Source organism: Arcicella sp. GW822-FHT02H01, assembly GCF_058802005.1.
In genome coordinates this window covers 2,602,138-2,628,293 of sequence record NZ_JBXANT010000001.1, presented here as the reverse complement: position 1 = coordinate 2,628,293, position 26,156 = coordinate 2,602,138, and the positions used below count along the sequence as shown (strand labels likewise).

Sequence of the window (26,156 nt, the reverse complement as noted above, 5' to 3'; positions counted from 1 at the left end):
GAAGCAACGCTTCGATGATTGAGGTTGTCTAACAACACATAATCCTTACTTTAAAAATGTTGTTTTTCAAGGTCTTTTTACTTACACGATAAATCGTTCCCTATCCATTAACAAAAAACATAGCATGAAACGACTGATTACACTGACACTCTTGTTTGGGGGATTCGCTTCTTTTGCTCAAGAGAAACAATTGTATAATACTTCTCAACAAAAAAGGCTACAAAGTTTATCGGCTGAGTTTTCTACTCAACAAGATAATAATTATCAAAAAGCTGTTAAAGTTGCTACAGAAAAGAAATGGCAACTCAATGGAAATTTAAAAAACAATCGTTTCTTTAAACTTTACGGAATAGACGAAACAGGACATCCGCTATATGTAGCTACAGAAAGTAATGCGCAGGCAGCAACAACTACACGTACTGATCAATTGTATACTGGAGGCTCATTAGGAGTGTCATTGAATGGGAGCAGTGCTTCTGTAAAAAATAAATTAGGTGTGTGGGATGGCGGAGGAGTATTGGCAACGCATCAGGAACTAACATCAAGAGTAACTCAACAAGATAAAGTAACAGGAACGAACTTACACTCTACGCACGTAGCAGGAACATTGATTGCCCAAGGAGTATCACCCCTTGCCAAAGGAATGGCTTTTGGAGCAAGTTTAAAAGCTTGGGATTTTACCAGTGATGTCTCTGAAATGACTGCTGGAGCAGCAGACTTATTAGTGTCAAATCACTCTTATGGATTTTTAGCGGGTTGGAGTTATGACGAAACGCGTAGTCGTTGGGCATGGTATGGTAATACAAGCATTAGCCAAACGGAAGACTATAAATTTGGATTTTATGACACCAACACACAGTCTTGGGATAAAGTTGCTAATACCGCTCCATACTACCTTATCGTAAAATCAGCAGGGAATAACAGAGGAGAAACAGGGCCTACAGCAGGTGAATATTATTACTTGGGTTCTTCGAGTGATACAAGCTCGGTTGTAAGAAGTAAAAATGATAGCTATGATATCTTAGCGACTACTAGTACAGCGAAGAATATTTTGACAGTAGGTGCTGTAAATGGAACAAGTGGTAAAGCGCCTTTACGGTCATCAGATATTAGTATTTCATCTTTTAGTAGCTGGGGGCCTACAGACGATGGTAGAATAAAGCCAGATATTGTAGCCGTTGGTGTTAACTTACTTTCAAGCTCAAATGCTTCTGCGACTAGCTATACTATTTTAAGTGGAACGTCGATGGCCTCACCACAAGCTGCTGGGAGTATCTTGTTGTTACAAGAATTGTATGCTCAAAAAAACGATGGTTTATTGATGCGTTCATCTACGTTAAAAGGCTTGGTGATTCATACAGCTGACGATGCAGGGAATGGTGGTCCAGACTATATTTATGGTTGGGGGTTATTGAACATGGAAAAAGCAGGGAAAGTGATTCAGAATGTGGATAAATCTTATGATATTTCAGAAAGAACTTTAGCGACTGGTGGTTCATACACTCAAAAAGTTATTGCTTCTGGCAAAGGGGCCTTAACAGCTACTATTTGTTGGACAGACCCAGAAGGAACAGTGACGAGTGCCACTGCTGCAAATTTGAATAATCGTACCCCTAAATTAATTAACGATTTAGATATCAGGATTTCAGATGGCACCAATAATTATTTGCCTTTTATTCTTAATCCCGACCAACCAAGTGCATTAGCCACTAAAGGAGATAACATCAGAGATAACGTTGAACAGATTTTGATTGCTGATGCTGTTCCGGGTAAAAGCTATACGATAACCATCAACCATAAGAATACGCTAAAAAACAGTACACAAGATTATGCATTGATATTGAGTGGAATAGGAGGAGCAGAATACTGTGCCTCAGTACCAACTACTTCATTGAATAATATTGAAAGTATCAAATTAGGAGATGTAACGGCAGGATATAAAGCATCTTCTTCTCAGAATTTACCCTTAGAAATTAGTTTAAAAGGGACTAGTACTAAAAAAGTACGTGTTTATATTGACTGGAATGCTAACGGAACGTTTGAAGAAGCGACAGAACTAGCTGCAAGTTCTGGTGATATCGTAGGAGCTAGTGTTTTCAAAGCCACTATTGCTGTGCCAGCTGGCTTAACCATTGGGAATAGTACTATTATGAGGGTAGTTACGGGCGAAGACCTTGGTGCTGCCAATATCACCAGTTGTGGAACTTATGCAAAAGGAATTACGCAAGACTATAAAGTAGACTTTGTTCGTCCGAATATAGATGTGGCTGTCCTAGATTTGTTAACACCTGAAGTGAGTAATTTTTGTGCTTCCACATCAGGTTCAGTATCCATTTCATTAAGGAATAATGGCACAACTACTTTACAAAATATCCCTGTAACAGTAACTGTATCAGACGAAACGGGCGTAATTGCTGTATTGACAGGTACTTATAAAAATCAATTAGCCACTTTTGGTGATGGAACCCTTTTGTTAGATGGTAATTTCATTGCTAAAGTTGGTGGTAGTTATACTTTTACATTAAAGCTAGGTTTAGCCAATGATCAAGATATGACGAATGATACGAAAACATTTGTACGTCAAGTTACGGCTTCTCCAACACCAACAACGGCCATTGCGGCGGTCTGTGAAGGAGCTACCGCTTTAAATGTTAAAGGTACCGAAACATCTACTTTGCTTTGGTATGATGCACTAACGGGCGGAAACTTATTGTTCACAGGGAACTCAGGGTCATTTAATAAACCAGCCAATACAGATAAAATATATGTTGGGGTAAATGATATTTCGGGTTCTGTTGGACCAAAAGATAAGTATGTTTATGGCGGAGGAAGCTATTACGAATCGTTTGGACCAGAACCAATCATTGTTACACAAACACCTTTGGTGATTGAAAGTGCAAGGGTATATATTGGAACAGCAGGTAAAATTACTTTTACAATTTACCGTCAATCAGACTCGACACCAATTTCTTCAGTGAGTTTTGATGTCACGCCTACTCGTACAACAGCCAACTCAACCCGTACAAGTAATCAATTAGTAGATGATTTGACTGACCAAGGAATTGTACTACCGCTAAATTTGGCTATTCCAACAGCAGGCACTTATGTATTAGCACAAGAATGTACCAACGGAGCATCTATTTACAGAAGTAACTTAAATGCTAACTCGACTGTATCTGGTGCTGATATGATAGGCTTTCCGTTTACTATTCCTAATGTAATAAGCATCACAGGGTCATTATACAACGGCGCTACTATCAAAACGGGATACTACTATACGTATGATATGAAAGTAAAATCTTATGGTTGTCCAAGTACTAGGGTAGAAGTGCCAATTACTACGCAAGCGGCTCCAAAAGTAACAATTAATCCATCATCCGCATTTAGTATTTGTCAAGATGACGCTAAGGTATTAACGGCAAGTAGTGGTACTAATTATACCTATCAATGGTTATTAAATGGTCAGTCAATTGCTGGAGCTACCTCAGCAACGTATTCAGTTATAAAATCAGGAGCTTATAGTGTAAAGGTTACTGAAAATGGTTTTTGTTCTGCTACCTCAGCAACTGTGAATGGCACTATTATAACACCTATCATTCCACAAGTAAAATTAGAAGCGGGTGCATTAAGCCTTACTTCTGGCTCGAATCCCGTTTGGTATCTTAGTGGAACCATTATTACAGATGCCGCTACAAATACTATTACGCCGACTAAATCAGGAGTTTACTCGGCTAAAGTAACAGATACCAATGGCTGTTCTGTTTTTTCTGAGGGATATACCTTTACAGTAACTGCGATTGAAGCTGAAGTAAATGCAGAGGAAACAGCTAAAATATATCCAAATCCTGCTCCTCAATCATTTAAAGTAGAATATACAACACCACAAAATCCTAAATATGTTTATGCTGAAATGATAAATTTATTAGGAGTAACGGTTTCTACTAAAGAATTGGTAAAAACGGATGGTATTTATAAAACAGAGTTTGATGTATCACAACAAAATGCTGGTACATTCTTTATCAGAATTTACTCAGATAAATCTGTGAAAGTAGTACCTATTATAATTAATAGAAACTAGGGGTATCAAAGCTCAATAAAAAAATCCCAGTTGTTTGTAGTCCTTACTACTCACAACTGGGATTTTTTTATTGGGCTAATATCACTTATAAATGGTTAAACCCGTGTTCTGTGACACATAGAACACGGGTTTAAAAATGATTGAGTGTCAAATCAATAAGCTATTAAGTACTAATTCATGCAACCTTAGCGTTGTTTAATGCATCTAAGTGATAGTATTCAAACATCATTTACATTAAGCAAATAAGATTATGAAAAAAATAAAAAGTTTATTCGTGTTATTATTAACTTCTGTGTCGTCAATCGTTTTAGGACAACAAAACCAAGAAGTTACGTTACAATCCTTCAATAAAATTGATATGCAAGGCATCATGAAGGTAGAGCTTGTAAAAGGTAAAACTAATAAAATAACCACAGAAGCATTGAACGGAGCAAATCTTGAAGATTTGACTGTAGCGGTCTCTGGAGGTGAATTGGCGGTAAAAACAAAAATCTTTAAGCAACTGACTGATAGGGATAACAATAAAAGAAAAGCAGATTCTCAGAAGTTATTTAAAGTAAGAATAGAATATACCAACGAATTAGCTAGTCTTCAAATAGGCCGAGGAGCAGAATTGGTATCAGCGGAAACATTAACAGGAAATCGTTTACTTGTTGATGCCTCATCAGGAGCCATCGTGACATTGAAAGTGAGTGTTAATAACTTAGAATTATCAAGCGTACAAGGAGCCATCGTAAATCTAGAAGGAAAAGCGACGTTCCAGCAAACCAAAGTAAATACTGGTGGAGAGCTATTTGCTTATAATTTAATAAGCGACGAAGTAGAAATAAGAGCTAACACGGGTGGGGTGGCACAAGTAAGTGCTAATAAAATGTTAGATGCCTCAGCAGGAACAGGAGGTACGATTACCTACAAAGGAAATCCTAGCGAAAGAAATGTGAAGTCTAATTTAGGAGGCGAGGTTCGTTCAAATTAATAGACAAAACATTGCTATAAAGCTATATTAAAAGAGGTTGTCGCATCTACTACGACAACCTCTTTCAATTTATATAAGTTTACTATTACCTAATTTTAATAATTTTTACCGTTGTTCTGCGGTTTTGCTGATGTTCAATTTCTGTACAACTTACGCCATTTACACAACTATTTACTAGCTCGCTTTCGCCATAGCCTTTTGCTAACACTCTGTTTCTGCTAATTCCCTTGCTAACAATATAATCAACGGCAGTTTGTGCTCTTCTGGATGATAAATTCAAATTATCTTGCGTATCTCCACGGCTATCTGTGTGAGACCCTATTTCTATCACCATTGTCAGGTTTTTTTGAAGTACAGCGACTAATTTATTCAATTCTTTCAAGGCGTCTGCTCGTAAAGTAGCACTGCCAGAATTGTAATAAATATTATTCATCGTAATCAAATCTCCTTCTTTAAAAATCTCCAAATCCTGAGAAACCACTTTAGTATTCCCTTTTTTCTCTTTTTTGATTTTATTAACATGCTTGCTATAACCATTTTTTGATATTTCTATCGTATAGTCACAGTCTTCGTTGATATAAAAAGTATAACTACCGTCTGCTCCAGTGATAGCTTGCTGAGTTGTATTGTCACAAGCATTCATAAAAGAAACCAATACGCCCTCCATAGGTTTTTTATCAATCTCGTTTCTTACAAAACCTGTAATGGCTGATTTTTCCTTTAAATTCGATGGTTTTTTAGATTTATTACTTATTGGTTTACTATTGGTTAAAGGCGAAATCTGTAAATCAAGTTTTACGGGCTTTATATTAACAAGAGGGACTTCTAGTTTTGAGGCTACATCATCTATTTCACCTTTTGTTGAATAGCCAATATTATTAACGGCGTAAGATTCTTTTTCGATTGTTATGGCATAGTCAGTATCTTGGCTAGTACAAAAACTTATATAACCCTCTTCATCAGTCTTCAGTGTTTCTAATAAATGGCCAGAAGACGATATTTTAACAAGGACATTATTGATAGGTATCTTAGTGTCTGCATCGAAGACAACGACATTCATTTTCCTACAATCTGTTAGGCTATTATCTATCGAAAAGCGATAAATATCACCATCTTCTCCTAGTTTTCTATTCGAGCTAAAATAGCCAATTTGCCTATTTTTATCAGTAATAATCCCAAAATCATCAAAAGCAGAATTAAAAGGTTTGCCTAGATTGATTGGCTTTGTAAAAATACTCTCATCATTTTTTTCGGCAAAGAAAATATCTAAATCTCCTTCTCCGCCTTGTCCATTGGAAGAAAAATACAAATTCCCATTTTCGTCAAGAAAAGGGAATACATCTGCACCTTTAGAATTAATATTTTTGCCTAGATTTTTAGGATTTGACCATTTGCCATTGTGGTATTCGACAGACCAAATATCCATTCCACCAAAACCACCGAAGCGGTCTGAAGCAAAGTAAAGCGTTTTTTCATCTTTAGACCACGCTGGATGGGCTGTCGAGAATTTATCATCGTTAAATGGTAATTCTATTGTTTCTGTCCAACGCCCACCTATATTTTCAGCAATGTAAAGTTTGAGTTTGCTATTGTTATCTTCACTAAAGCCTTTTGTGTTGTCTCCTGAACAGTTACGCGTAAGGATGATTTTTGTAAAGTCTTTATTGAATGTAGCAGGCCCTTCCTGAAATTTTGAAGTGATGGTTTTGCCAAATCTATCAGAATAATACGTTTGTTCTTGAAAGCTTTCTTCTTCTTCTGTAAAATAATTTAAAGTCTTAGTATCATTAGAGGTTCTTCTGGAAGAATAATCATCACTCAATAATTTTACATTCTTAGAGGCATTTTTTTTCTTTTTTTTGTCGGTACTAACTTCCTCTGACTGCTGTATTTTATTCGAATTCTTGAGAAAATATAAATCTAGCAAGCTACCTTTATCATTCATTAATTTGGTAGCAGATTCTTTTTGAGAACAGAAAACTATCCCATCTTTGTAATAGATTGGGCTGAATTCTGGGGCAGATGTATTAAAATCAAGGTATTCTATTTTGTAAGTATTACGATTAGGGAAAATACTTACTGGTTTATCATGGTTTTTAAGCGTAGGATTTTGTGGTGAAAAAGCAGTTTGGTTTTTTGTGTTTTGTATTGTTTCTGATAAGGTAAAATATTCTTGCGCCTCCTGATAATTGCCATTATGTGCTAATACCTGTGCAAAATTTATATGTGCTTTGGCATCACTGTTAATAAGCGTAGGAAAATCAGTAAAGGCTTGGCGATAAATTTTTTCAGCAGTGATTTCTTCTTTGTTTTGTTTATAACTATAGGCCAGTTTCAGTAATACTGAAAGTTGGTCTTTGGGTACAAGAGAAGAAAAATCATTTTTCAAAACCTGATTAAAACCATTAATTGCCTTAGCATATTCTTGTAAATCATAGCAACGAATAGCATTGGTGAGGGTAGTATTAAAATGCTGAGCAGTCAAATAGAAATTTGACATAACAACAAAAAGTAATGAAAGTCCACTTTTTTTGAGCTGTAGCATTTTTTTTAGTAAGGCAGGTATTTAAAATCAACAAATAATTCCAGAATTTTGGATAAAAGCAATAATATTGTTTTGAAACGTTAAGCTGTTTAACTGTACTTTCTATTAAAAAAACCACATAAATCATGCCAAAATGACAAATAAAACTAGAAATAATTATCATTTGTTAATTAAAACGATAATTATTTCAAAAAATTAATAGTATGATTATTAGAAGTTTACTTTTTTCTGGAAATAATAGCCCCAATAGTGAATTAATAAAGATTCCCAAACTTGAAATATAGAAAATGTTAAAAAGTTATTACAACGAAAATCTTATCGAGGCTGGTTTAGATGAGGCTGGCAGAGGGTGTTTAGCAGGGCCAGTAGTAGCCGCAGCGGTAATTTTACCGAAGTACTATACGCACTCGTTATTAAACGATTCTAAACAACTTAGTAAAAGTCAAAGAGAAACTCTTAGGAAAGATATTTTACAAGATGCCATCGCTTGGGAAATTGCGGAGGTTTCTAACCAAGAAATAGATGAAATAAATATTCTGAAAGCTAGTATGAAAGCGATGCATTTGGCTACGGATAAATTAATTGTCCGACCAGAACATTTATTGATAGATGGTAATCGTTTTCCGATTTATCCTTTAATTCCGCATACTTGTATTATAAAAGGAGATGCCAAGTTTCTATCCATTGCGGCGGCTTCAATATTAGCAAAAACTTATAGAGATGATTTGATGGAAAGTCTGGCACTCAACTTTCCTGTATACGGTTGGGAACACAACGCTGGTTACCCAACACCCAAACACAAAAAAGCGATTAAAGAATTTGGTGTAACGATTCATCATCGTTTAACATTCAGAATGTAAATCATCATTAAATAGTTATTAACTTTACCAGTATTCGAAGTGGCACTTCGATAATATACAATAGTTAATGCTCGAAGTGCCACTTCGAGTGCAATGCTTACCTTATGGGCTTTCGTTCAATTTTGGCAAAACCCTTTGCCTCATTCGTAGTACAAAACCGCCAAAAGTGGGAAAAACAAGCCGTTGAAACCCAAATGGCTTTGATGAAAAGTTTGGTTTCTGATGCTTCGCACACACTTTTTGGGAAAGACCATCGCTTTGCTGACATCAATGATTATCAGAGCTTCAAAGATGCTATTCCTGTACAAGATTATGAAAATCTGAAACCTTATATAGAAAAAGTAGTAGCGGGCGAAAGTGATATTCTCTGGAAAGACAAACCCCTTTATTTTGCCAAAACATCGGGAACAACCTCTGGCGTAAAATATATTCCTATTTCAAAAGAATCCATTGGTTTCCATATTAATGGAGCAAGAGATGCTTTGTTGAGTTATGTACATGAAACTGGTAATGCTAAGTTTTTAGATAAAAACCTCATCTTTTTGTCGGGCTCGCCAGAGATGGTTCAGAAGAATGGTGTTTTCACGGGTCGACTTTCTGGCATTGTGAATCATCATGTTCCAGGCTATTTACGAAGTAATCAATTGCCAAGCTATGAAACCAATTGTATTGAAGATTGGGAAACAAAACTGGAAAAAATTATTGATGAAACCATCGATAAGCCCATGTCGTTGATTTCGGGGATTCCACCGTGGGTACAAATGTACTTCGACCGTATTCAAGCCAGAACAGGAAAGAAAATTAAAGATGTTTTCCCTGAGTTTTCATTGTTTGTGTACGGAGGAGTAAATTTTGAACCCTATCGTGCTAAATTGTATGATTCTATCGGTAAGAAAATAGATTCAATCGAAACTTACCCAGCATCTGAAGGTTTTATTGCTTATCAAGATTCACAGTCGGCCGAAGGACTTTTATTATTATTGAATTCGGGTGTATTCTATGAATTTATTCCTGTAGAAGATTATTTCAAGCCTAATCCTAGACGTTTACATATCGGAGAAGTACAATTAGGCGTAAATTATGCCGTAGTAATGAATACCAATGCAGGGCTTTGGGGATATTCTATTGGCGATACCGTTAAGTTTGTTTCCTTAGACCCTTACAGAATCATCGTTTCAGGGCGTATAAAACATTTTATTTCTGCTTTTGGCGAACACGTAATTGGTGAAGAAGTAGAAAAAGCCATGCAATATGCCATGCAACGTCATCCAGAGGTTGAATTAGTAGAATTTACGGTAGCTCCACAAGTAACGCCCCCTGAAGGTGGTTTGCCTTATCACGAATGGTTGGTAGAATTTGCTAAAGTACCTCAGAATATAAAAGCTTTTTCACAAGCCATCAATCAGAAATTAGCAGAACTAAATGTGTATTACGATGATTTGATGACGGGTAATATCCTTCAACCATTGAAAATAAGAGTATTGCCCAAAAATGCCTTTATTGATTACATGAAATCAGAAGGAAAACTGGGTGGACAAAATAAAGTACCGAGATTATCAAACGATAGAGCAATTGCAGATAAGATTTAAATTTTATTAACAATCACAGTTTGCAATATACTGGCGTAAGCATTTTCCGAAATTCTACTGTTTGAGCGTTAGCGAGTTTAGAATTTCTTGATTTTCTTTTGCGGTCCGCCGCCGCGGTTACTTTTCTTGTATCAAGACAAGAAAAGTAAGGTCTTGCAGAAGGAATAGTTTCCTTTAGAGAACAAAATAAAATTTTAATACTATCAAACAATTGCGGATAAGATTTAAACATATAATTTGTTGAAAATAAAGCATATAACGTATAGCTTGCTGCTTATAGCTATCAATAATGGGTAAAAAAAACCCCTCAATAGCTTTATAAGTAAAAATCTATCAATATAATATTTAACTGAAGAAAATGCCTTTAGAACAAACTTTTCGCTGGTTTGGAACAAAAGACCCTGTTCCATTAGCACATATTCGTCAAGCAGGAGCCACTGGTATCGTAACTGCGTTACATCATTTACCAAATGGCGTAATCTGGACGGTAGAAGAAATCCAAAAACGTAAAGATGAGATTGAAGCTGCGGGATTAACCTTATCGGTGATTGAAAGTGTGCCTGTTCATGAAGACATCAAAAAACGCACAGGGAATTATCGTGAATACATCGACAATTATAAGCAATCGTTAATCAATCTGGGTAAATGTGGTATTGATACGGTTTGCTATAATTTTATGCCTGTGTTAGATTGGACTCGTACTGATTTAGATGCACCGATGCCCGACGGTTCAACAGCATTGCGTTTTGATGCCACAGAATTTGCGGCCTTTGAAATATATATTCTAAAAAGACCCAATGCAGAAGCAAGCTATACTGCTGAACAAGTAGAAAAAGCGAAAGCTTGGTTTGAAAGTTCTAGCGAAGCTCAACGTGCAAAATTGGTTAAAAACATCATTGCAGGCTTACCAGGTAGCGAAGAGAGTTTTACAGTAGAAGAGTTTTTGGTAGTGCTAGAAGGCTACAACGAAGTTGGCGATAAAGAATTAAGAGAAAACTTGTATGAGTTTTTAAGAGAAATCACGCCAGTAGCCGAAGAAGCAGGGATTAATTTAGCAATTCACCCTGACGACCCTCCATATCCGATTTTAGGTTTACCAAGAGTAGTAAGTACAGAAGCCGATGCACAGCAGATACTTCAAGCTTACGACAGTCCGAATAATGGCTTATGTTTCTGTACAGGAAGTTATGGCGTTCGAGAGGACAATGACCTTGTAGGAATGGTAGAAAGAATGGGCGACAGAATCAATTTTGTGCATTTAAGAGCTACTAAGCGTGATGCCGAAGGCAATTTCCATGAAGCAGACCACCTTGCAGGCGATGTAGATATGTATGGTGTAATGAAAGCCTTGGTAACAGAACAGCGTAAAAGAATAGAAGCTGGACGAGAAGATTATCGCTTGCCGTTCCGTCCAGACCACGGTCATAAAATGTTAGACGACCTAAATCCAGCGAAAAGAACAAACCCAGGCTATACAGCCATTGGTCGATTAAGAGGACTAGCAGAGTTAAGAGGATTAGAATTAGGGATTGAGCGAAGTTTAGATACTAAATAAATTTGCTTAAACCTTTTGTATCTCAGATACTTTGCGTAATTTTGCACCCCTGATTTTGAGGTAATTATACGATATTATTAACCCTTTGAATTTATTCAATGATTAATGATTGTGTAAGTGTTTCATAATCAGTCATGTGTATCTCTATTAAAACAACACAAAATGCCAACTATACAACAGTTAGTAAGAAATGGCAGGGAGCAAATGACTTGGAAGTCAAAATCTCCTGCTCTTGATTCTTGTCCGCAACGTCGTGGCGTGTGTACAAGGGTTTATACTACTACGCCTAAGAAGCCTAACTCGGCTATGCGTAAAGTAGCCCGTGTACGCTTAACAAACGGCAAAGAAGTAAATGCTTACATTCCAGGTGAAGGTCACAACTTGCAAGAACACTCAATCGTATTGATTCGTGGTGGTCGTGTGAAAGATTTACCAGGGGTACGTTACCATATCATCCGTGGTGCTTTAGATACTGCAGGTGTAAATGGTCGTCGTCAACGTCGTTCTAAATATGGTGCTAAACGTCCTAAACCAGGTCAAGTTGCAGCTCCAGTAAAAGGCGGAAAAGGCGGTAAGAAAAAATAATTTGACATTCGTTAATTGAAGAATTTGAAAGTATAACATTTTCAAATCATCAAATTTTCAAATCATCAAATTACAAAACAGTCCAGTATGCTTTAGTTAAGGGCAGAAGATGGGCTAAACTTAAAATCTTAACAATCCAATGAGAAAGTCAAAACCAAAAAAGAGATACGTATTACCTGACCCTAAATTTAGGGATGTAATGGTAACCAAGTTTGTTAATAACTTGATGTACGACGGTAAAAAATCAACAGCATTTACGATTTTTTACGGTGCATTAGACAAAGTAGAAGATAGAACCAAAGAGAAAAACGGTTTAGAGCTATTCAAAAAAGCATTAAACAACGTTATGCCATCGGTAGAGGTAAAAAGCCGTCGTGTAGGTGGTGCTACTTTCCAAGTTCCAACGGAAGTACGTGCAGACCGTAAGTTATCAGTAGGTATGAAATGGTTAATTCTTTATGCTCGTAAGCGTGGAGATAAAACGATGATCGACCGTCTTGCTAACGAAATCATGGCAGCCGCTAAAGGTGAAGGTGCAGCAGTGAAGAAGAAAGACGATACGCACCGTATGGCAGAAGCTAACAAAGCATTCTCTCACTTCAGATTCTAATCAATTATTAACAACAACGAGATACACACAGCACAAAAGCGAAAATCGAAAGGTTTTCGCTTTTGTGTTTTTAAGAGGTTATGTAATTGGTTATATGGAGAAACCAGATTAGACAACTTTTTAAAAGTTGTCTAATCTAATAATGGGAGAGGATATCCATTCATGGCATGACTTCCAGTAGTCTGTTTATTATCAAATAATTCCGTAGTCATGCCATGAGTAAAAATGACCGTGAGTATTGTGGTTTGTGGCACACAAACCACGGAGTTAGAGTTAGCTAAAATCGAAAGGTTTTCGCTTTTGTGTTTTTAGAGGTTATGTAATTGGTTATATGGAGAAACCAGATTAGACAACTTTTTAAAAGTTGTCTAATCTAAAACTAAACCACTCAATAACTCACCTTCACATAAATATCAGCATTACGCCCCTTGTCGTCACTGCATGATATTTTGATTTTGCCTGCTTGTGGGGTAAAAAATACCTCCGCATTAGGCGATGCTTTTTGCAATAATTTGTCATTGATATACCAATAAACCGTTTTCACTTCATTTCCTACCTGACAGTTTAGCATCAATTTCTGGTTTTCGTTTTTTGCCAAAAAATATTCAGAATCATCTACAGGATAGACAATCTGCGGAGCATCAGTATTAAATACACGTTCGCACTTGGGATTATGCGGAGGTATTTTTTCATAAAGAATATGCTTGCTTTCGTACCAGCTCAATAGTTCTGGGGCATAATTAGGATATATTTTTTTGATAGCTCCATCCTCTGGCAAACAATGCGAACAATAGCTTATCTTTTGGTCGGCACTGATATAAATATATTTTGCGTGCTGACATTTGGTCATTTTAGAGACACTCGGAATATAATAATCTACAATTTGGTGTGTGCAGAACTCACTGGGAACATCGCCACTTTCTGCACAAACTTTTCTATAAGCGATATTTTCAGGGGCTTTAAACCATTTAGAAGAGGAATTATAGTCAACAGTATTAAAAATATCAAACAACAAAGGCGTAGCGATATTGGCTCCAGAAAGTTCAGGAACGCCTTCTCCCGAAAAGTTACCTACCCAAACACCGATAGTATATTGAGCATTATAACCAATACTCCAAGCGTCTTTTTTACCAAAAGAAGTACCCGTTTTCCAAGCGATTTTGGGCATTCTATACGTATAATCGTAGTTGTTAGGTAAATCAGGGCGAGTAATTTGCGAGAGTATTTGGGTAATCAGATAGCTAGATTCTTTAGAAATAATTTCATTTTTTACGGTAGGTACTTGTTTCGACTTTAATAAATAGGAAGCCTTCTGAAAATTTCCCTCATTGGCAAAAGCAGTAAATAAATTAGTCAATTCTTCTAACGTAACCCCGCAACCACCTAATACTAAAGAAAGTCCAAGCTTGGACGAATTCTTTTTTACTGTTTGAAAATCTGCTTTCTTTAACTTGTCTACCAAAACAGGGGTAGAAATTTCTTTCAGCATTTTTACGGCAGGAATATTCAAGGAATTAGCCAATGCATATTCAATCGTGATTTTCCCATGAAAAAGCTTGTCGAAATTCTCGGGCTCAAAACCACCGAAATTTGTGGGTACGTCGTTAATCGCAGTTTTTGGGGTAATAATTCCTTTATCAAAAGCCGTAGCATACAATAAAGGTTTTAGGGTACTCCCTGGCGAGCGAATAGCACGAATACCATCTACTTGCCCGCCATCTATGGGGTTATTAAAATCTGCCGAACCGATATAAGCTTCTACTTGATGTGTTTTGTTATTAATCACCATCACGGCAGCATTATGGATGTTCATAGCGTATAAACGGCTAACATAATTCTGTACAATGTTCTCAATCGTCAATTGTTTATGTCGTACCAAAACTGTTTTGATAATTGACTGTGTAGGATTTTCTTGCTTAAGCCTTAAAGATAAATGCGGTGCCAAATGGGGTGCTTCGTGACGAGTGACATTGAGGGGTTCGTTGATGGCATCTTCAATATCTTGTTTATTAAATAATCCAGCATTCTTAAAATTTTGTAACCAACGATTTCTTTCTTGAAGAATATAGGCATTATTAGTGCCGAGTCGCAAGCTTGAAGGGCGATTCGGGATAATCGTCAGAGCCGTTACTTCTGCTAAACTCAATACATTTGGCGATTTTTGAAAATATAATATTGAGGCCGATTTTAATCCTTCTATATTGGAACCATAAGGTACAAGATTGATATAGAACTGTAGGATTTCGTCTTTTGAATAATGAAATTCTAATTGTATAGCTCTAAAGATTTCAATAAATTTATTGAAGTATGTTCTTTTTTGCGGATGCAATAAGCGTACTACTTGCATGGTAATAGTACTTGCGCCTGATGTTCGTCTGCCTGTAAAGATATTTCTAGCCCCTGCTCGTACTATTGCCAAAGGATTTACCCCAAAATGCCAACGAAACCAACGGTCTTCTTTAAAAACAATGGCTTTTTCGAGTGTTGGTGTTATTTCCGTCAACTCGGTTTCCATTCGCCATTTATCGGTTTTATTTAAAAAGGCATGCAATAATTTCCCATCTGAATCGGTAATAAGGGTAGAATAATTGGGGTTAATTTTGAAAGGGAAAAAAAGGTCTAGCAAAATAAACAGCATAAAAAGTGTAGCAATTCCTTTAAAGAACTTAGTTTTGATGATTCGTTGAAAGGCTTTTTTGATTTTTTGTTTGAACATGTAGCGTAAAGAGATTTTTGTAAAGATATGGATTCGGTCTTTAATCGTTAATGTATTACCCAACAATTTTATTGTTCTAAACTTCATCCTTAAATTTTACAAAATCAATGGTTTGTTTTACCACATAACCAAATTGAAATTGGATGGTTTGTGGGTTTAAATATCTTTACGGGAGACTAGACGTTAGACTTTTAGACATAAGATATTAGACTCTGTGGACTGGAGGACTTTAGGACTAAAAGAGTGGAGGACTTTTAGACATAAGATATTAGACTTTAGACTTTATAATTTGTGCATGGTATGATTTTATTACTAAAAAAATCTCCTAAATCAGCGTGTCGAATCAGCGTAAATCAGCGGGTAAAGATTTTCGAAGACAAAAAAGCCTATAACTAAAATCAGTTAGCTGATAGCCGATGACCGATAGCCTATTGCCTATTGCTTACAGCCTAAAGCCTACAGCAAAAAATAACCAAAACATTTTTTAACTAAAACCTCAAGAACAATGCAAAGATTAACTGTAGCGGGACGATTATTGATTGCCGCCATTATTGTAGGAGCAATTTATTATGGTTTTACAAAATTCGGGGGACAAGATGCCCTGAAAAAGTTAGCACCAGAAACAACGGCTTCGGCTAGTAATACTGCTGATTCGAATAGCTCTTCTTCTGAAGAAAATAGTTCTTCGGCAACTGAAGGTGAGAAGTCGAGCTTTGATTATACTCCTCCTGGACCAATCGCAGGTAAATTAAAGGGTGTAGTTGAACTAGGTGCTAGTGGATTTAATTCGTTTATTATCAGAATAGATGCTGATAAACGTTGGAAGCTTGAAAAAGCTGATTTTGGCAATAGTTTGGTAATAGAAAATATGGCAAGTGATGATGATATCAGAGCGGGCTTGAAAAAGTATATCGGAGGAATGCTTGATTATGGCGTAAGTGGAAAAGATATTCACTTTGTGGTGAGTTCGGGAGCGGTAAAAGCTGAAGGTACTCAGAAGATAATCAAAGTATTGAAATCATTAAAATACTTTGTGAATACCGTAACGCCAGAGCAAGAAGGAATTTTGGGCTTACAATGTGTTCAGCCTGCTGAATATGCTGATAATTCATTCGTAGCAGATATTGGTTCGGGAAATACTAAAATTTCTTGGAAAGAAGACGGAAAGCTAAAATCTGAGGAATCGTATGGTGCTAAATATTTTCAGAATGGCGTAGATGACGAAACAGTTGCTAAAGAAGTAAGCGAAAAGTCGAAAAAGATTCCAGAGGCTAATCGTAAAACTTGTTTTATCATTGGTGGTGTGCCTTTTGAGTTAGCCAAAAAAGTAAGAAAAGGCAAAGAACGCTATACTGTATTAGATGCTCCTTCGGCTTACCAATTAGACAACGCTAAATCAAAAGCTGGTTTAAATATTTATAAAGCCATTGCTGAAACTACAGGTTGCCAACAATTCGTATTCGACTGGGATGCTAATTTCACGATTGGCTTTTTGTTAGCATTGCCTTAATTATTAAAAAATTAATATTTGAAAGGGTTGATTCAACGAATCAGCCCTTTTTGTTGTACAATAGTGCTATTTTTATATTCTATTGAACAAAAAAAATCTCAATTCGGTTGAAACTATGTATAAATTTGTGATATTTATAATCCATGACTTAAAAAATACCTCAAAGAAAGTTTAGATAGCTTGATTTTTTAAAGAAGATTTTCACAGAGCAATAATTATTCTTAAGCATCGTTATAACATTCGTATTGTTACCACCATTATGAAGCAATTAATATATTTATTTATTTTTTCATCGAGCATACAGTCAATAGTAGGGCAAGTGCAACCAATTCCTTTGGCGAGTACTAAAGAAGCCACCAAGAAAGAACTTGCCGTTGATAGCCAAGACGTTAAGTATATCCCTCTTTTTGGTAGTAAAAAGATTGTAGATGAACAAATACTGAAATCAAAAGATTTCTTTACTCAGTGCGAACAAAACTTTAAAAATCGTGCTGAGGCTAGCAAGTTTTTTGCAGAGAGAGGTTGGGAATACCTGAGCGAAGGTTTGTTGGATACCGCTACTTATCGCTTCAATCTTAGTTTTTTACTTGACCCTGACAATGTAGAGGCTTACTGGGGTTTAGGTTCTGTAAGTTATCAAAAAAAGAACTACGAAGAGTCTGCTAAATTACTACGCAAAGGGTTAGTGTTGGCTCCTGATAATCCGACATTGATGATTGATGTAGCTACTGTGCAACTAGCTTGTTTTAAAGACCAGAAGAAATGTAATGACATTGACGATGCATTGCTATTATTGGATAAATCTTTAAAGATAGATTCAACCAATGCCAACGGTTGGCTTAAATATGCCATTGCAGAGTTTCAATTAGAACATTACGAAAAGGCATGGGAGTATTTCCATAAATGTAGAACACTCGACATAACCTTTTTAGATATGAATTTCTTACAAGAACTACTTGCCAAAAAAGAAGACCCCATGGGCGTTTTTAAATAGGCATTAAACAATATTTTAAAAGCCTCTTCTTTGTAAAAGGAAGAGGCTTTTTTGTTGTCTATTTACTCATGGCATGACTACTATTTTCTTAGATTTTCAATAAAATTCCTCAGTCATGCCATGAGTTTTTTTTCTATTTAAGGCTTAAATGTTATTTGAAATTTGTTCTTTCATAAAGTTATTTTTAAATTAAGTTTAATATCTCCAAACAATAAATAACTATGACAGAACAAGAATACATCGAACAAAGGTTGGATGACCAAATGAATTTTTTTGCCCAAAAAAGTAGAAAAAACAAGGATAACTATATCAAAATTAAGGTATTAGTGATTATTCTATCTGCCTGTTTGCCATTGGCTACTAACTATAGTAATGTACCTTCTTTTCCAACAATCATAGGATTGATAGGTGTCGTAATAGCCATTCTGAGTGGTCTAGATGCCCTCTTTAATTATCATGAAAGCTGGGTGAATTATCGTAAAATACGAGAAGTACTAAAAAGAGAAAAAATCTTGTATTTAACCAAAGCAGGACCTTATCAGGAGAATGCTACTTTCCAGCAATTCGTGGTAAATATTGAAGCGATTATGTCTACAGAAAATGCAGAATGGTTTAACTTAAATAACCATCAACAGCAGCATAATACACATCAGGCTAATCCAGAAGAAAAAGAACACAAAAACTAATATTATGATTTATTATGAATCTTAGGGCCATTTTCGTAATATGCTTTCATCTCGGCATTATTGGTTTTTGAAGTTTCTGCTTTACTTGTTTGCGCAAAGTGGTATTTTTAATTTTAGCCAAAATGGCAGTAGCAGAATCATAACTTGATTTCTTTGATACTGATTTGGTATTTTCATTTACTGATACTGGCTTTTTCAAGCCTTTATCAATAACATCATGGGCAATAGTAGTCAAAGCAGTATCTAGCTGGCTTTGTACCTTTGTTTTGGCTTGTTCGGTGGTGTTATAGGCAGCTTGCAGTTGATAGGTTAAATCGTCGGCTTCTCTTTTTAGATAATAAGCATAAATGGCTACTACAAAAGCGATGATAAAACCAATTGTAGCTATAAATGAACGTACTTCGGCACGTCTTTTTAATACTAAGAGTTGTGCTGTTTGCTCTTTAGTTTTTTCTTTCTCTGCCAATTCTCTAGCATCTTCAGCATCTTGCCATATCCTTATTTGTTCGTCTCTTTCCTCTCGGAGTTTAGCGGCTTTACTGATAGGGTCAACTAAGGTATCATGCCCTAATTCATACATCAAACGTCTTTGTGAATCTTGTTCTACTTTCAATAAAGACGCTTCTCGTAAGACATCCAAAATTTGTTGTGCAACTTGTCGGTTGGGAATACCGAGTTGCTCCACCAGCACTACATACATTAAATAATGATGTTCAAAAGGAATCCTTTGTCCATTTTGCACCAATACCTCCTCTACAAGCCTATACGTAGCTTCACGAAATTGCGCATCGATTTTAGTCTCGATAGTATCTTTATAATAATTATCAAAAACCGTTTCGATATCGCCTTTTATTTGCCCGTCTTGGTCAATATCAATTTGTTCAAAAGTCAATACAAATTTCTCTTCGCCTTGTATCCAAGCGGGTACAAATTTATCTTCTACTTGCCAACAGATAATCTGGAGTGTAGAGGTTTCGATACGTCCATTTTTATCCTTTAGTTCATTCACCAATTGTTCGGCTAATTCTTGCTTAATTTCAAAAGTTGGTGTTTTAAATGTCCCTAAAGGTTCGTCGGGTAGGGTAGCAGGTTTCAACACTGCCGCCAAAGCTCCTTCTTCATCCAAGCCTTTCAGCTCATAACAGTCTTTTAAGATAGCAGGATGAAAATCTTTGAGTTCTTCTAACTGAGCTAGTCTGTCAGAACGAATAGCAAAAACCACTTTAATCTCTGGTTTTTGGTAGAAATTGAGCCTAAATTCCTCTGAGATACCTTCTTCGTCAAGCAAATCTTCTTGATTTCTGAAAAAAGCAGGCACAGTGGTGTACAAAACATCTGCTAGTTGTTCTTTAAACTCAAAAATTAGTTCTTGAGGATACGTAAAAAGCTCTTCAAACTGGTCGAAAAAAAAGATAATTTCGTTGGCTTCATGACTTATCTGATAGTTTTTAAGGGTATGCCAAAATGAATTATCTGCTTGGAAGTATTTCTCTAAAATTAAAGAAGAACGTTCTGTCGATTTTTCTTTGATAATAGCATTTACCCTTTCGATGGGTGTCGACCTATCCGAGCCTGAAACATAAGGGCCAAATTTTACTTCAAAATAGTGTACTTGCTTATTTTTTTCAGCCAACAAAGGAATGATTCCTGCATTGATTAATGAGCTTTTGCCATACCCACTTTTGCCAAATAGCACTACGCTTTGGTGTAAAAAAATATACTTATAGAATTCTGCAATGTCTGTATCTCTTCCAAAGAAAATATCTTTTTCGTCTGTTCTAAAGGGCTTAGGACCGGGATAACGATTTTTACTGACTGTCATGCTCTTTCAGATTTAATCAATGTAACTAAACGTTTTACTTCTTCATAAATACTTTGGTAGGCCTCATCTTGGTCTTTGAAGCTAATAATGGAATTATTATCTCGGGGAATTACTTGTCGTGAAGACAGAAAAGGGAAGTCTTTCCAAGCACAAGATTTTAATAAGACAGGTAAAACGTGTTTTTGTTGATTGATAGCATTAGCCACTTCTTGCTCGATACAATACTTAGAATTCAGGAAATTACGACTAACCAGACAAATCATTAATTCTGAGGTCTCTAGCTCTGAAGAGATAGATTTACCCCATTCTTGACCAGCCACAATTTGTCGGTCTTCCCAAATTTCTATTTCTTTCGATTGATTAATTAAAGGGGATAAAGTGATGAGCAATTCCTTTTTAAACTCTTCATCGACGTGTGCATAAGAGAGAAAAATCTTTACAGGACTGGTTTTGGGTTTTTGTATCTGTGTGGGTATGTTATTGATAGGTTTCCCCACATTAATTGGGGTATCGCCTTCCTTCCCTTTTGTTGTATCGTAATAACTACAAATTAGCTTATCTAAGAAATCAGCAGGAGTATAATCCATCATTTCCAATGATAGTCTATTCATAATAAATGTACGTGATGCCTCAGGGATATGGGCATCTATCGCTAACACGTTTTTATCAGAAGCCAATAGCTTTAATAACAAATGCATATACCACTTGTTGAAATTAACCCCTAGAAAAATAAAACGTTCAGCACTTTTCAGCGCAATTTGTAATTCTTGTGGTAAACGATTGTCTCCTAGAATACTGAAAATATATTCGAACAAATCGTCGTAAGTAAAAACCAAGGATTCTGACTGGCTTAATGACCCTAAGATATTATATACCGTTGGCGAATCAGGACTTAGCGGAGGAAGAACTTCTTTTTCAGAAGTTTTATTTTTATGATAATAGCGAACAGGAGTTTGTAAAATTCTAGAGAAAGTAGCCTCTTCTGGAATCAAAGAAAGAATTAACTGAGAAGGCAATTTTTTAAGTAAAAGAGCAATAGCATCAAGTTTTGATTGATTCGTTTCAATAACTCTTTGCATAGCTTTTGCAATATGGCGAATACCATCATTTTTTTCGGCTTTGGCTCTTACAGGATTTGTGATTTTTATCTGAAAAAGCTGTTCTTCCACGAAAGATTGACTAATGTATTTATTATCAATTAATTCATTAGAAACAGCTTCAAAGAAACTTGGATACCCCGTATATTCAATGATGTCTGGACCGACGATAACAATACATTTCTGAGTTTGAATGTCTTCAATAATCAAGTCCCAGTCTTCGAAAACGAGCGAATCATTCATAAAATATACGAGTTAAGCATCTGATAATAAATTTGATAGAAATATACCAAAACTCGTAGCTACATCAAAAAAAAACAATTGATTCTTAGTAAGCGGTAGGCTATTTAGAAGCTGGCTAGATTACCATGAGAAAGGGTGTATAAGATTAGACAACTTTTTAAAAGTTGTCTAATCTGTTTTAGCCCCGTGGCTGGTTTCCTAACCAGTCCACAAGAGTCCTTTAGATTACAGAAAAAGAGGACTGGTCGGGAGACCAGCCTTGGGAAGGAAAAGTTGTCTAATCTGTTTTAGCAATTCAACAACCACCCCGTAATACTCAATCTTTCTTTAAAAGTTTCACAAACTTCATGGTCTAGTTTTTCGCTTTCAAAACAGACTAATCTGCCTGCTAATGGAGCAATACTGATGATTTTTTCCTGATTATTTTCTTGGGTATAAATCAAAAGATTTCCCCCATTTTCAGGAAGCCAATCGATATTTAAATAATAGATTACTGATAAAATTCTTCCCTTCTGGGCTTGAAAGGTATCTCGATGTCGACGATAGAATTTCCCGATGTCATATTTGGCAAAATGGATTTCGGAGTCAATAATGCCTAAATAACAAGTTTGGTTGAGGTAATCGATAAAAGCTTGATTTTTATCTAAGAGTATTCTTTCTGACAGGTCAACAGAATTACTTTCTAACCAAAGTATTTTGTCGCCTCTTATTGCTGTGGCTTTATGCACTTCACTTTGTTTGCCAATGCCTGCTTCTTTAAAATTACCTGCATCAAACCTAGTCTCAAATCTTGTTGATAGACTCTTAACCTCTTCCAGACTTAAAAAATCATCGCAAACACCGTAACCATTGGCTAATATTCCTTCTATTAAGCCTTCAAACTTTTCTTCTTGGGTTAGCATCCCACTATAAAAAATCCCTTGTAAATCTTGCCGACTTACAAGGGATTTGGGGATTTGTGTAAAGGTAGGAAAAGTAAAATGATAATTATAAAAATACTATTTTTATAATTAATTAGCCCAATTCATTTTCAGGGGTCTTACTGTGTAACCTTGTTCTTTTAAAAGATTAATTAATCCATTTTCTCCCCCAAGGTGAGCAGCTCCCACTACAAAAAAAGTAGGCTTGTCTTCCATTATAGTAGGCATTTTTTTAAGCCATAATCTATTTCTAGCATCAATGATTATATTATCCAACTCTTTTGTTTCTGGGTCTTCATTAGAAGTTTCTCTGATTTCGTCAATATCCATTCTATAATATGATGTAATCATTTGAGCATAGGATAGAGCCATTGATGTTTCTTCGAAAGACTCTTGACGAATCATGTGAAGTACAATGTCTGCTAATCTTTGATAGCTTATTTTTTTGAGTATATATTCTCTTTCAAAAGCTGTTTCAAGTCCATTTACTTTGCCTGGATTAATTGGGAAATTATATTTTTTATTACAAAATTGAAGGATTTCATATTCATAAGACATCCTTTTTTTACAGATTTTTTTGAGCCCTTTATAATCAGCATTCATCATCAAAAACAAAGGAGAAATATTGTCTTTTTTCTCAATATCAATGTTGAAATTCTCTTTAAAATAGGTGGCAACTAGTTCATAATCTTCTTCTGAATAAAAGTCTTTAAGAGAATAAGCCTCAGGCATTTTCTCTACTCTTTTTTGTTTGAAAAATTCAAAAATATTATTAATGTCAATCTCGAAGTAAACCCTTTGGGTCATCTTGATAGCCCTTTCTATTTTTATGTCCCATTTGAAATTCTGTTTACACATTTCATGTACACTACCGAAAATATAGGAGGGCTTTTCTAAACCATTGTCTTCAACTATCCATAGAACTGATTGAGAATAAGAATTGGCTGTATAAAAAAGTAGAAGAATAAATGTTAGGCGTTTGTAAATTAGGAGCATCATTTAGTGTTTTATATTTATAGAAAAAGAAAAGGTAAACCTATCGTTGGCTTACCTTCAAAAATACTACATAAAACTCTATTCATAAAACCCAATTCCATCTTCTGCCATTTTACGAAGTTTATCCGTAGGTCTGAATCGTTCTCCATAGGTATCTGCCAAACGGTCAGCTTCTGAAACAAAGGTTTTAATACCTACAGTATCTACAAATGATAATGTGCCGCCCAAATAGGCAGGAAACCCCCATGCGAAAATAGAGCCAATATCAGCATCTAGCTTCTTACGGATAACGCCTTCTTCCACACATTTTACCGTTTCTAATGCCTGACGATACAATAACCTTTTCTTGATTTCTTCTACATCAATTGCTTCTTCTTTGATAGGGAAAAGTTCAGACAAACCTTCCCAAAGATATTTTTTGCCATTTTCAGGGTACTCATAAAATCCTGCTTTGGCTTTTTTACCCACACGACCCATTTCAGTAAATTGTTTACTGACTAAATAAGCAGTATCGGTTGCTTGCAAAATGCCTTTTGCTACAGCTTCCTGAGAAATCTTGTAGGCTAAATCCAACGCCACTTCGTCAGATACTGCCAATGGCCCAACGGGCATGCCCATTTGTTTGGCTATGTTTTCGATAATGACAGGATTCACGCCATCTTTTAATAATTCTATGCCTTCGGAAGTATAGGTAAAGAAAACCCTTGAAGTATAAAACCCTTGAGAATCATTTACGACAATAGGCGTTTTACGAATTTTCTTAACAAAATCCATGGCTACAGCCAATGCATAGTCTGATGTTTCTTTGCCCATGATGATTTCGACCAATTGCATTTTATCAACAGGCGAAAAAAAGTGAATACCAATAAAATTATCAGGTCGATTCACTGTTTTGGCTAAATCAGAGATAGGGAGTGTGGAAGTATTAGAAGCAAAAACACCGCCTTCGGTCTTCAATAAACCTTCTGCTTTTTTTGAAACGTCTGCCTTCAACTCGGGGTTTTCAAAAACTGCTTCTATGATTAAATCTGCTCCTGAAAGGTCAGCATAATTGTCAGATATTTTTATTAGACTCAGGATATTAGTTGCTTTTATAGCATCCATTTTGCCCTTGATGATGGACTTTTCAAGGAGGTTTTTAGTATAGTTTTTGCCTTTTTCAGCTACTTCCAATGAAACGTCTTTCAATACTACCTGAATCCCTGCCATAGCAGCCACATAGGCAATGCCCGACCCCATCATCCCTGCCCCTATAATGCCTAATCTTTTTACTTCCGTTTTCTTTGGTCGACTTACGCCTTTGTTTGTTTCATTCAGCCCAAAAAACATGGTGCGAATCAGGTTTTTTGCTACCGACGAGTTGGCTACTTTTACAAAATGACGTGCCTCGATGACAAGTCCTTTGTCAATATTTACCAGTAGCCCTTCATATACGCACGACATTATCGCAATGGGCGAAGGATAATTCCCATTGGTTTTGTTCATCGTCATGGCTGTGCCAGCCATCATTAATTGGGTGCCTTTAGGGCTCAATATATTTCCACCCGGAATTTTATAGTTTTCTCTGGCTTGTATTTTCCCTGTTTTTCGATTGATTTCATCCCAAGGTTGTAATGCATTAGGGTTGGCATTAATCCAAGCAAAGGCTTTATCCATCATCTCTTCGTAGGAATCTACCAATTCGTTAACCAATCCTAAGGCAAGGGCATCTTTTGGCGATACTTTTTTGCCTTCTAATAAAAGTGGAGCGGCAGCTTCTATGCCTATCATTCTGGGTAAACGCTGTGTTCCGCCACCACCAGGTAATAAACCAATGGTTACTTCGGGCAAACCAATTACTGCTTTCGGATTATTAAGCGCTACTCTATAATGACAAGCTAAACAGACTTCATAACCACCTCCCAAAGCAGTACCATTAATGGCTGCTACAATGGGCTTTCCATTGGTTTCCATTTTCCTGAAAATAGCATTTAAGGATAATGAAAGCGTTAGTAATTCCGCAGGGGCTTTGCCATTATTATGAAGAATCATCCGCAAGTCTGCCCCTGCAATAAACTCTGGACGTTCTGACGTAATGATGATACCTTTTACGGATGAGTCAGCATAAGCCTTGTCTAGTACCTCTGAAAGGGCAGGAATTGATTCATCATTCAGCACATTCATCGGCTGATTAGCAACATTAATGCTTAAAATAGCAACGTTATGTAAGATATTGTATGAGATCATTTTTTCAGAGACTTTAGGGTTTTAGGACTGGAAGACTTTAGGACTACAGGATTTTTGATTTTAAGACTTGAGGATTTGAAGACTAAAGGACTTTAGGACTTAAAGACTATAGGAGTAGAGAAGTCTTAAAATCCTCTAATCATAAAGT

Annotated in this window: 17 protein-coding genes; 10 read left to right on the top strand and 7 right to left on the bottom strand. The window is 36.1% G+C overall.

The window, feature by feature from the left end:
• Nucleotides 1–124: 124 nt before the first annotated feature.
• Both AC1RNE_RS11245 and AC1RNE_RS11240 read left to right on the top strand, forming a co-directional pair.
• Nucleotides 125–4,078: a S8 family serine peptidase gene (locus tag AC1RNE_RS11245; RefSeq protein WP_492801059.1), complete on the top strand. Its 3,954-nt coding sequence runs from the start codon at nucleotides 125–127 to the stop codon at nucleotides 4,076–4,078.
• Nucleotides 4,079–4,328: 250 nt separating this feature from the next.
• The gene (locus AC1RNE_RS11240; RefSeq protein WP_492801058.1) at nucleotides 4,329–5,054 is read left to right on the top strand and encodes a head GIN domain-containing protein; all 726 of its coding nucleotides are present in this window, start codon (nucleotides 4,329–4,331) and stop codon (nucleotides 5,052–5,054) included.
• 85 nt (nucleotides 5,055–5,139) lie between these two features.
• Here the strand turns inward: AC1RNE_RS11240 and AC1RNE_RS11235 are convergent, their stop codons facing one another.
• The gene (locus AC1RNE_RS11235; RefSeq protein ID WP_492801057.1) at nucleotides 5,140–7,599 is read right to left on the bottom strand and encodes an OmpA family protein; all 2,460 of its coding nucleotides are present in this window, start codon (nucleotides 7,597–7,599) and stop codon (nucleotides 5,140–5,142) included.
• 287 nt (nucleotides 7,600–7,886) lie between these two features.
• On the opposite strand from AC1RNE_RS11235, the gene rnhB reads away from it, so the two are divergent.
• The 5 genes from rnhB (at nucleotide 7,887) to rpsG (ending at nucleotide 12,798) form a co-directional block, all read left to right on the top strand.
• Nucleotides 7,887–8,459, top strand: a complete 573-nt coding sequence (rnhB, locus tag AC1RNE_RS11230) for a ribonuclease HII (RefSeq protein ID WP_492801056.1) — start codon at nucleotides 7,887–7,889, stop codon at nucleotides 8,457–8,459.
• 104 nt (nucleotides 8,460–8,563) lie between these two features.
• A complete protein-coding gene (locus AC1RNE_RS11225; protein ID WP_492801055.1) occupies nucleotides 8,564–10,048 on the top strand; it encodes a GH3 auxin-responsive promoter family protein in 1,485 nt (494 codons plus the stop codon).
• Nucleotides 10,049–10,406: 358 nt separating this feature from the next.
• A complete protein-coding gene (uxuA, locus tag AC1RNE_RS11220) occupies nucleotides 10,407–11,603 on the top strand; it encodes a mannonate dehydratase (protein ID WP_492801054.1) in 1,197 nt (398 codons plus the stop codon).
• A 162-nt stretch (nucleotides 11,604–11,765) separates the two neighbouring features.
• A complete protein-coding gene (rpsL, locus tag AC1RNE_RS11215) occupies nucleotides 11,766–12,188 on the top strand; it encodes a 30S ribosomal protein S12 (protein WP_309921726.1) in 423 nt (140 codons plus the stop codon).
• Nucleotides 12,189–12,327: 139 nt separating this feature from the next.
• The gene (gene rpsG / locus AC1RNE_RS11210) at nucleotides 12,328–12,798 is read left to right on the top strand and encodes a 30S ribosomal protein S7 (RefSeq protein WP_309921729.1); all 471 of its coding nucleotides are present in this window, start codon (nucleotides 12,328–12,330) and stop codon (nucleotides 12,796–12,798) included.
• 388 nt (nucleotides 12,799–13,186) lie between these two features.
• On the opposite strand, the gene pbpC is transcribed toward rpsG, so the two are convergent.
• Nucleotides 13,187–15,514, bottom strand: coding sequence for a penicillin-binding protein 1C (gene pbpC / locus AC1RNE_RS11205; protein ID WP_492801053.1), 2,328 nt, complete (start codon nucleotides 15,512–15,514; stop codon nucleotides 13,187–13,189).
• A 505-nt stretch (nucleotides 15,515–16,019) separates the two neighbouring features.
• On the opposite strand from pbpC, the gene AC1RNE_RS11200 reads away from it, so the two are divergent.
• The 3 genes from AC1RNE_RS11200 (at nucleotide 16,020) to AC1RNE_RS11190 (ending at nucleotide 18,704) form a co-directional block, all read left to right on the top strand.
• On the top strand, nucleotides 16,020–17,024 hold the full coding sequence (locus tag AC1RNE_RS11200; RefSeq protein WP_492801052.1) for a hypothetical protein: 1,005 nt from the start codon (nucleotides 16,020–16,022) through the stop codon (nucleotides 17,022–17,024).
• 259 nt (nucleotides 17,025–17,283) lie between these two features.
• On the top strand, nucleotides 17,284–18,018 hold the full coding sequence (locus AC1RNE_RS11195; protein WP_492801051.1) for a tetratricopeptide repeat protein: 735 nt from the start codon (nucleotides 17,284–17,286) through the stop codon (nucleotides 18,016–18,018).
• Between the two features lie 221 nt (nucleotides 18,019–18,239).
• Nucleotides 18,240–18,704 carry a DUF4231 domain-containing protein gene (locus AC1RNE_RS11190; protein WP_492801050.1) on the top strand — a complete coding sequence of 155 codons (465 nt, stop codon included), beginning with the start codon at nucleotides 18,240–18,242 and terminating at the stop codon, nucleotides 18,702–18,704.
• Nucleotides 18,705–18,750: 46 nt separating this feature from the next.
• Here AC1RNE_RS11190 and AC1RNE_RS11185 read toward each other — a convergent pair whose 3' ends face one another.
• The 5 genes from AC1RNE_RS11185 to AC1RNE_RS11165 all read right to left on the bottom strand — a co-directional run bounded on the left by AC1RNE_RS11185 (nucleotide 18,751) and on the right by AC1RNE_RS11165 (nucleotide 26,008).
• Nucleotides 18,751–20,526, bottom strand: a complete 1,776-nt coding sequence (locus AC1RNE_RS11185) for an nSTAND1 domain-containing NTPase (RefSeq protein ID WP_492801049.1) — start codon at nucleotides 20,524–20,526, stop codon at nucleotides 18,751–18,753.
• Complete coding sequence (locus AC1RNE_RS11180) at nucleotides 20,523–21,866, bottom strand: toll/interleukin-1 receptor domain-containing protein (RefSeq protein WP_492801048.1); 1,344 nt, start codon at nucleotides 21,864–21,866, stop codon at nucleotides 20,523–20,525. The genes AC1RNE_RS11185 and AC1RNE_RS11180 overlap by 4 nt, the downstream gene beginning before the upstream one ends.
• Before the next feature lie 287 nt (nucleotides 21,867–22,153).
• Entirely contained in the window at nucleotides 22,154–22,768 is a 615-nt protein-coding gene (locus tag AC1RNE_RS11175) for a 2OG-Fe(II) oxygenase (RefSeq protein ID WP_492801047.1), read from the bottom strand.
• A gap of 108 nt (nucleotides 22,769–22,876) precedes the next feature.
• On the bottom strand, nucleotides 22,877–23,785 hold the full coding sequence (locus tag AC1RNE_RS11170; RefSeq protein ID WP_492801046.1) for a TraB/GumN family protein: 909 nt from the start codon (nucleotides 23,783–23,785) through the stop codon (nucleotides 22,877–22,879).
• Between the two features lie 75 nt (nucleotides 23,786–23,860).
• Nucleotides 23,861–26,008 carry a 3-hydroxyacyl-CoA dehydrogenase NAD-binding domain-containing protein gene (locus tag AC1RNE_RS11165; RefSeq protein ID WP_492801045.1) on the bottom strand — a complete coding sequence of 716 codons (2,148 nt, stop codon included), beginning with the start codon at nucleotides 26,006–26,008 and terminating at the stop codon, nucleotides 23,861–23,863.
• Between the last annotated feature and the right edge of the window lie 148 nt (nucleotides 26,009–26,156).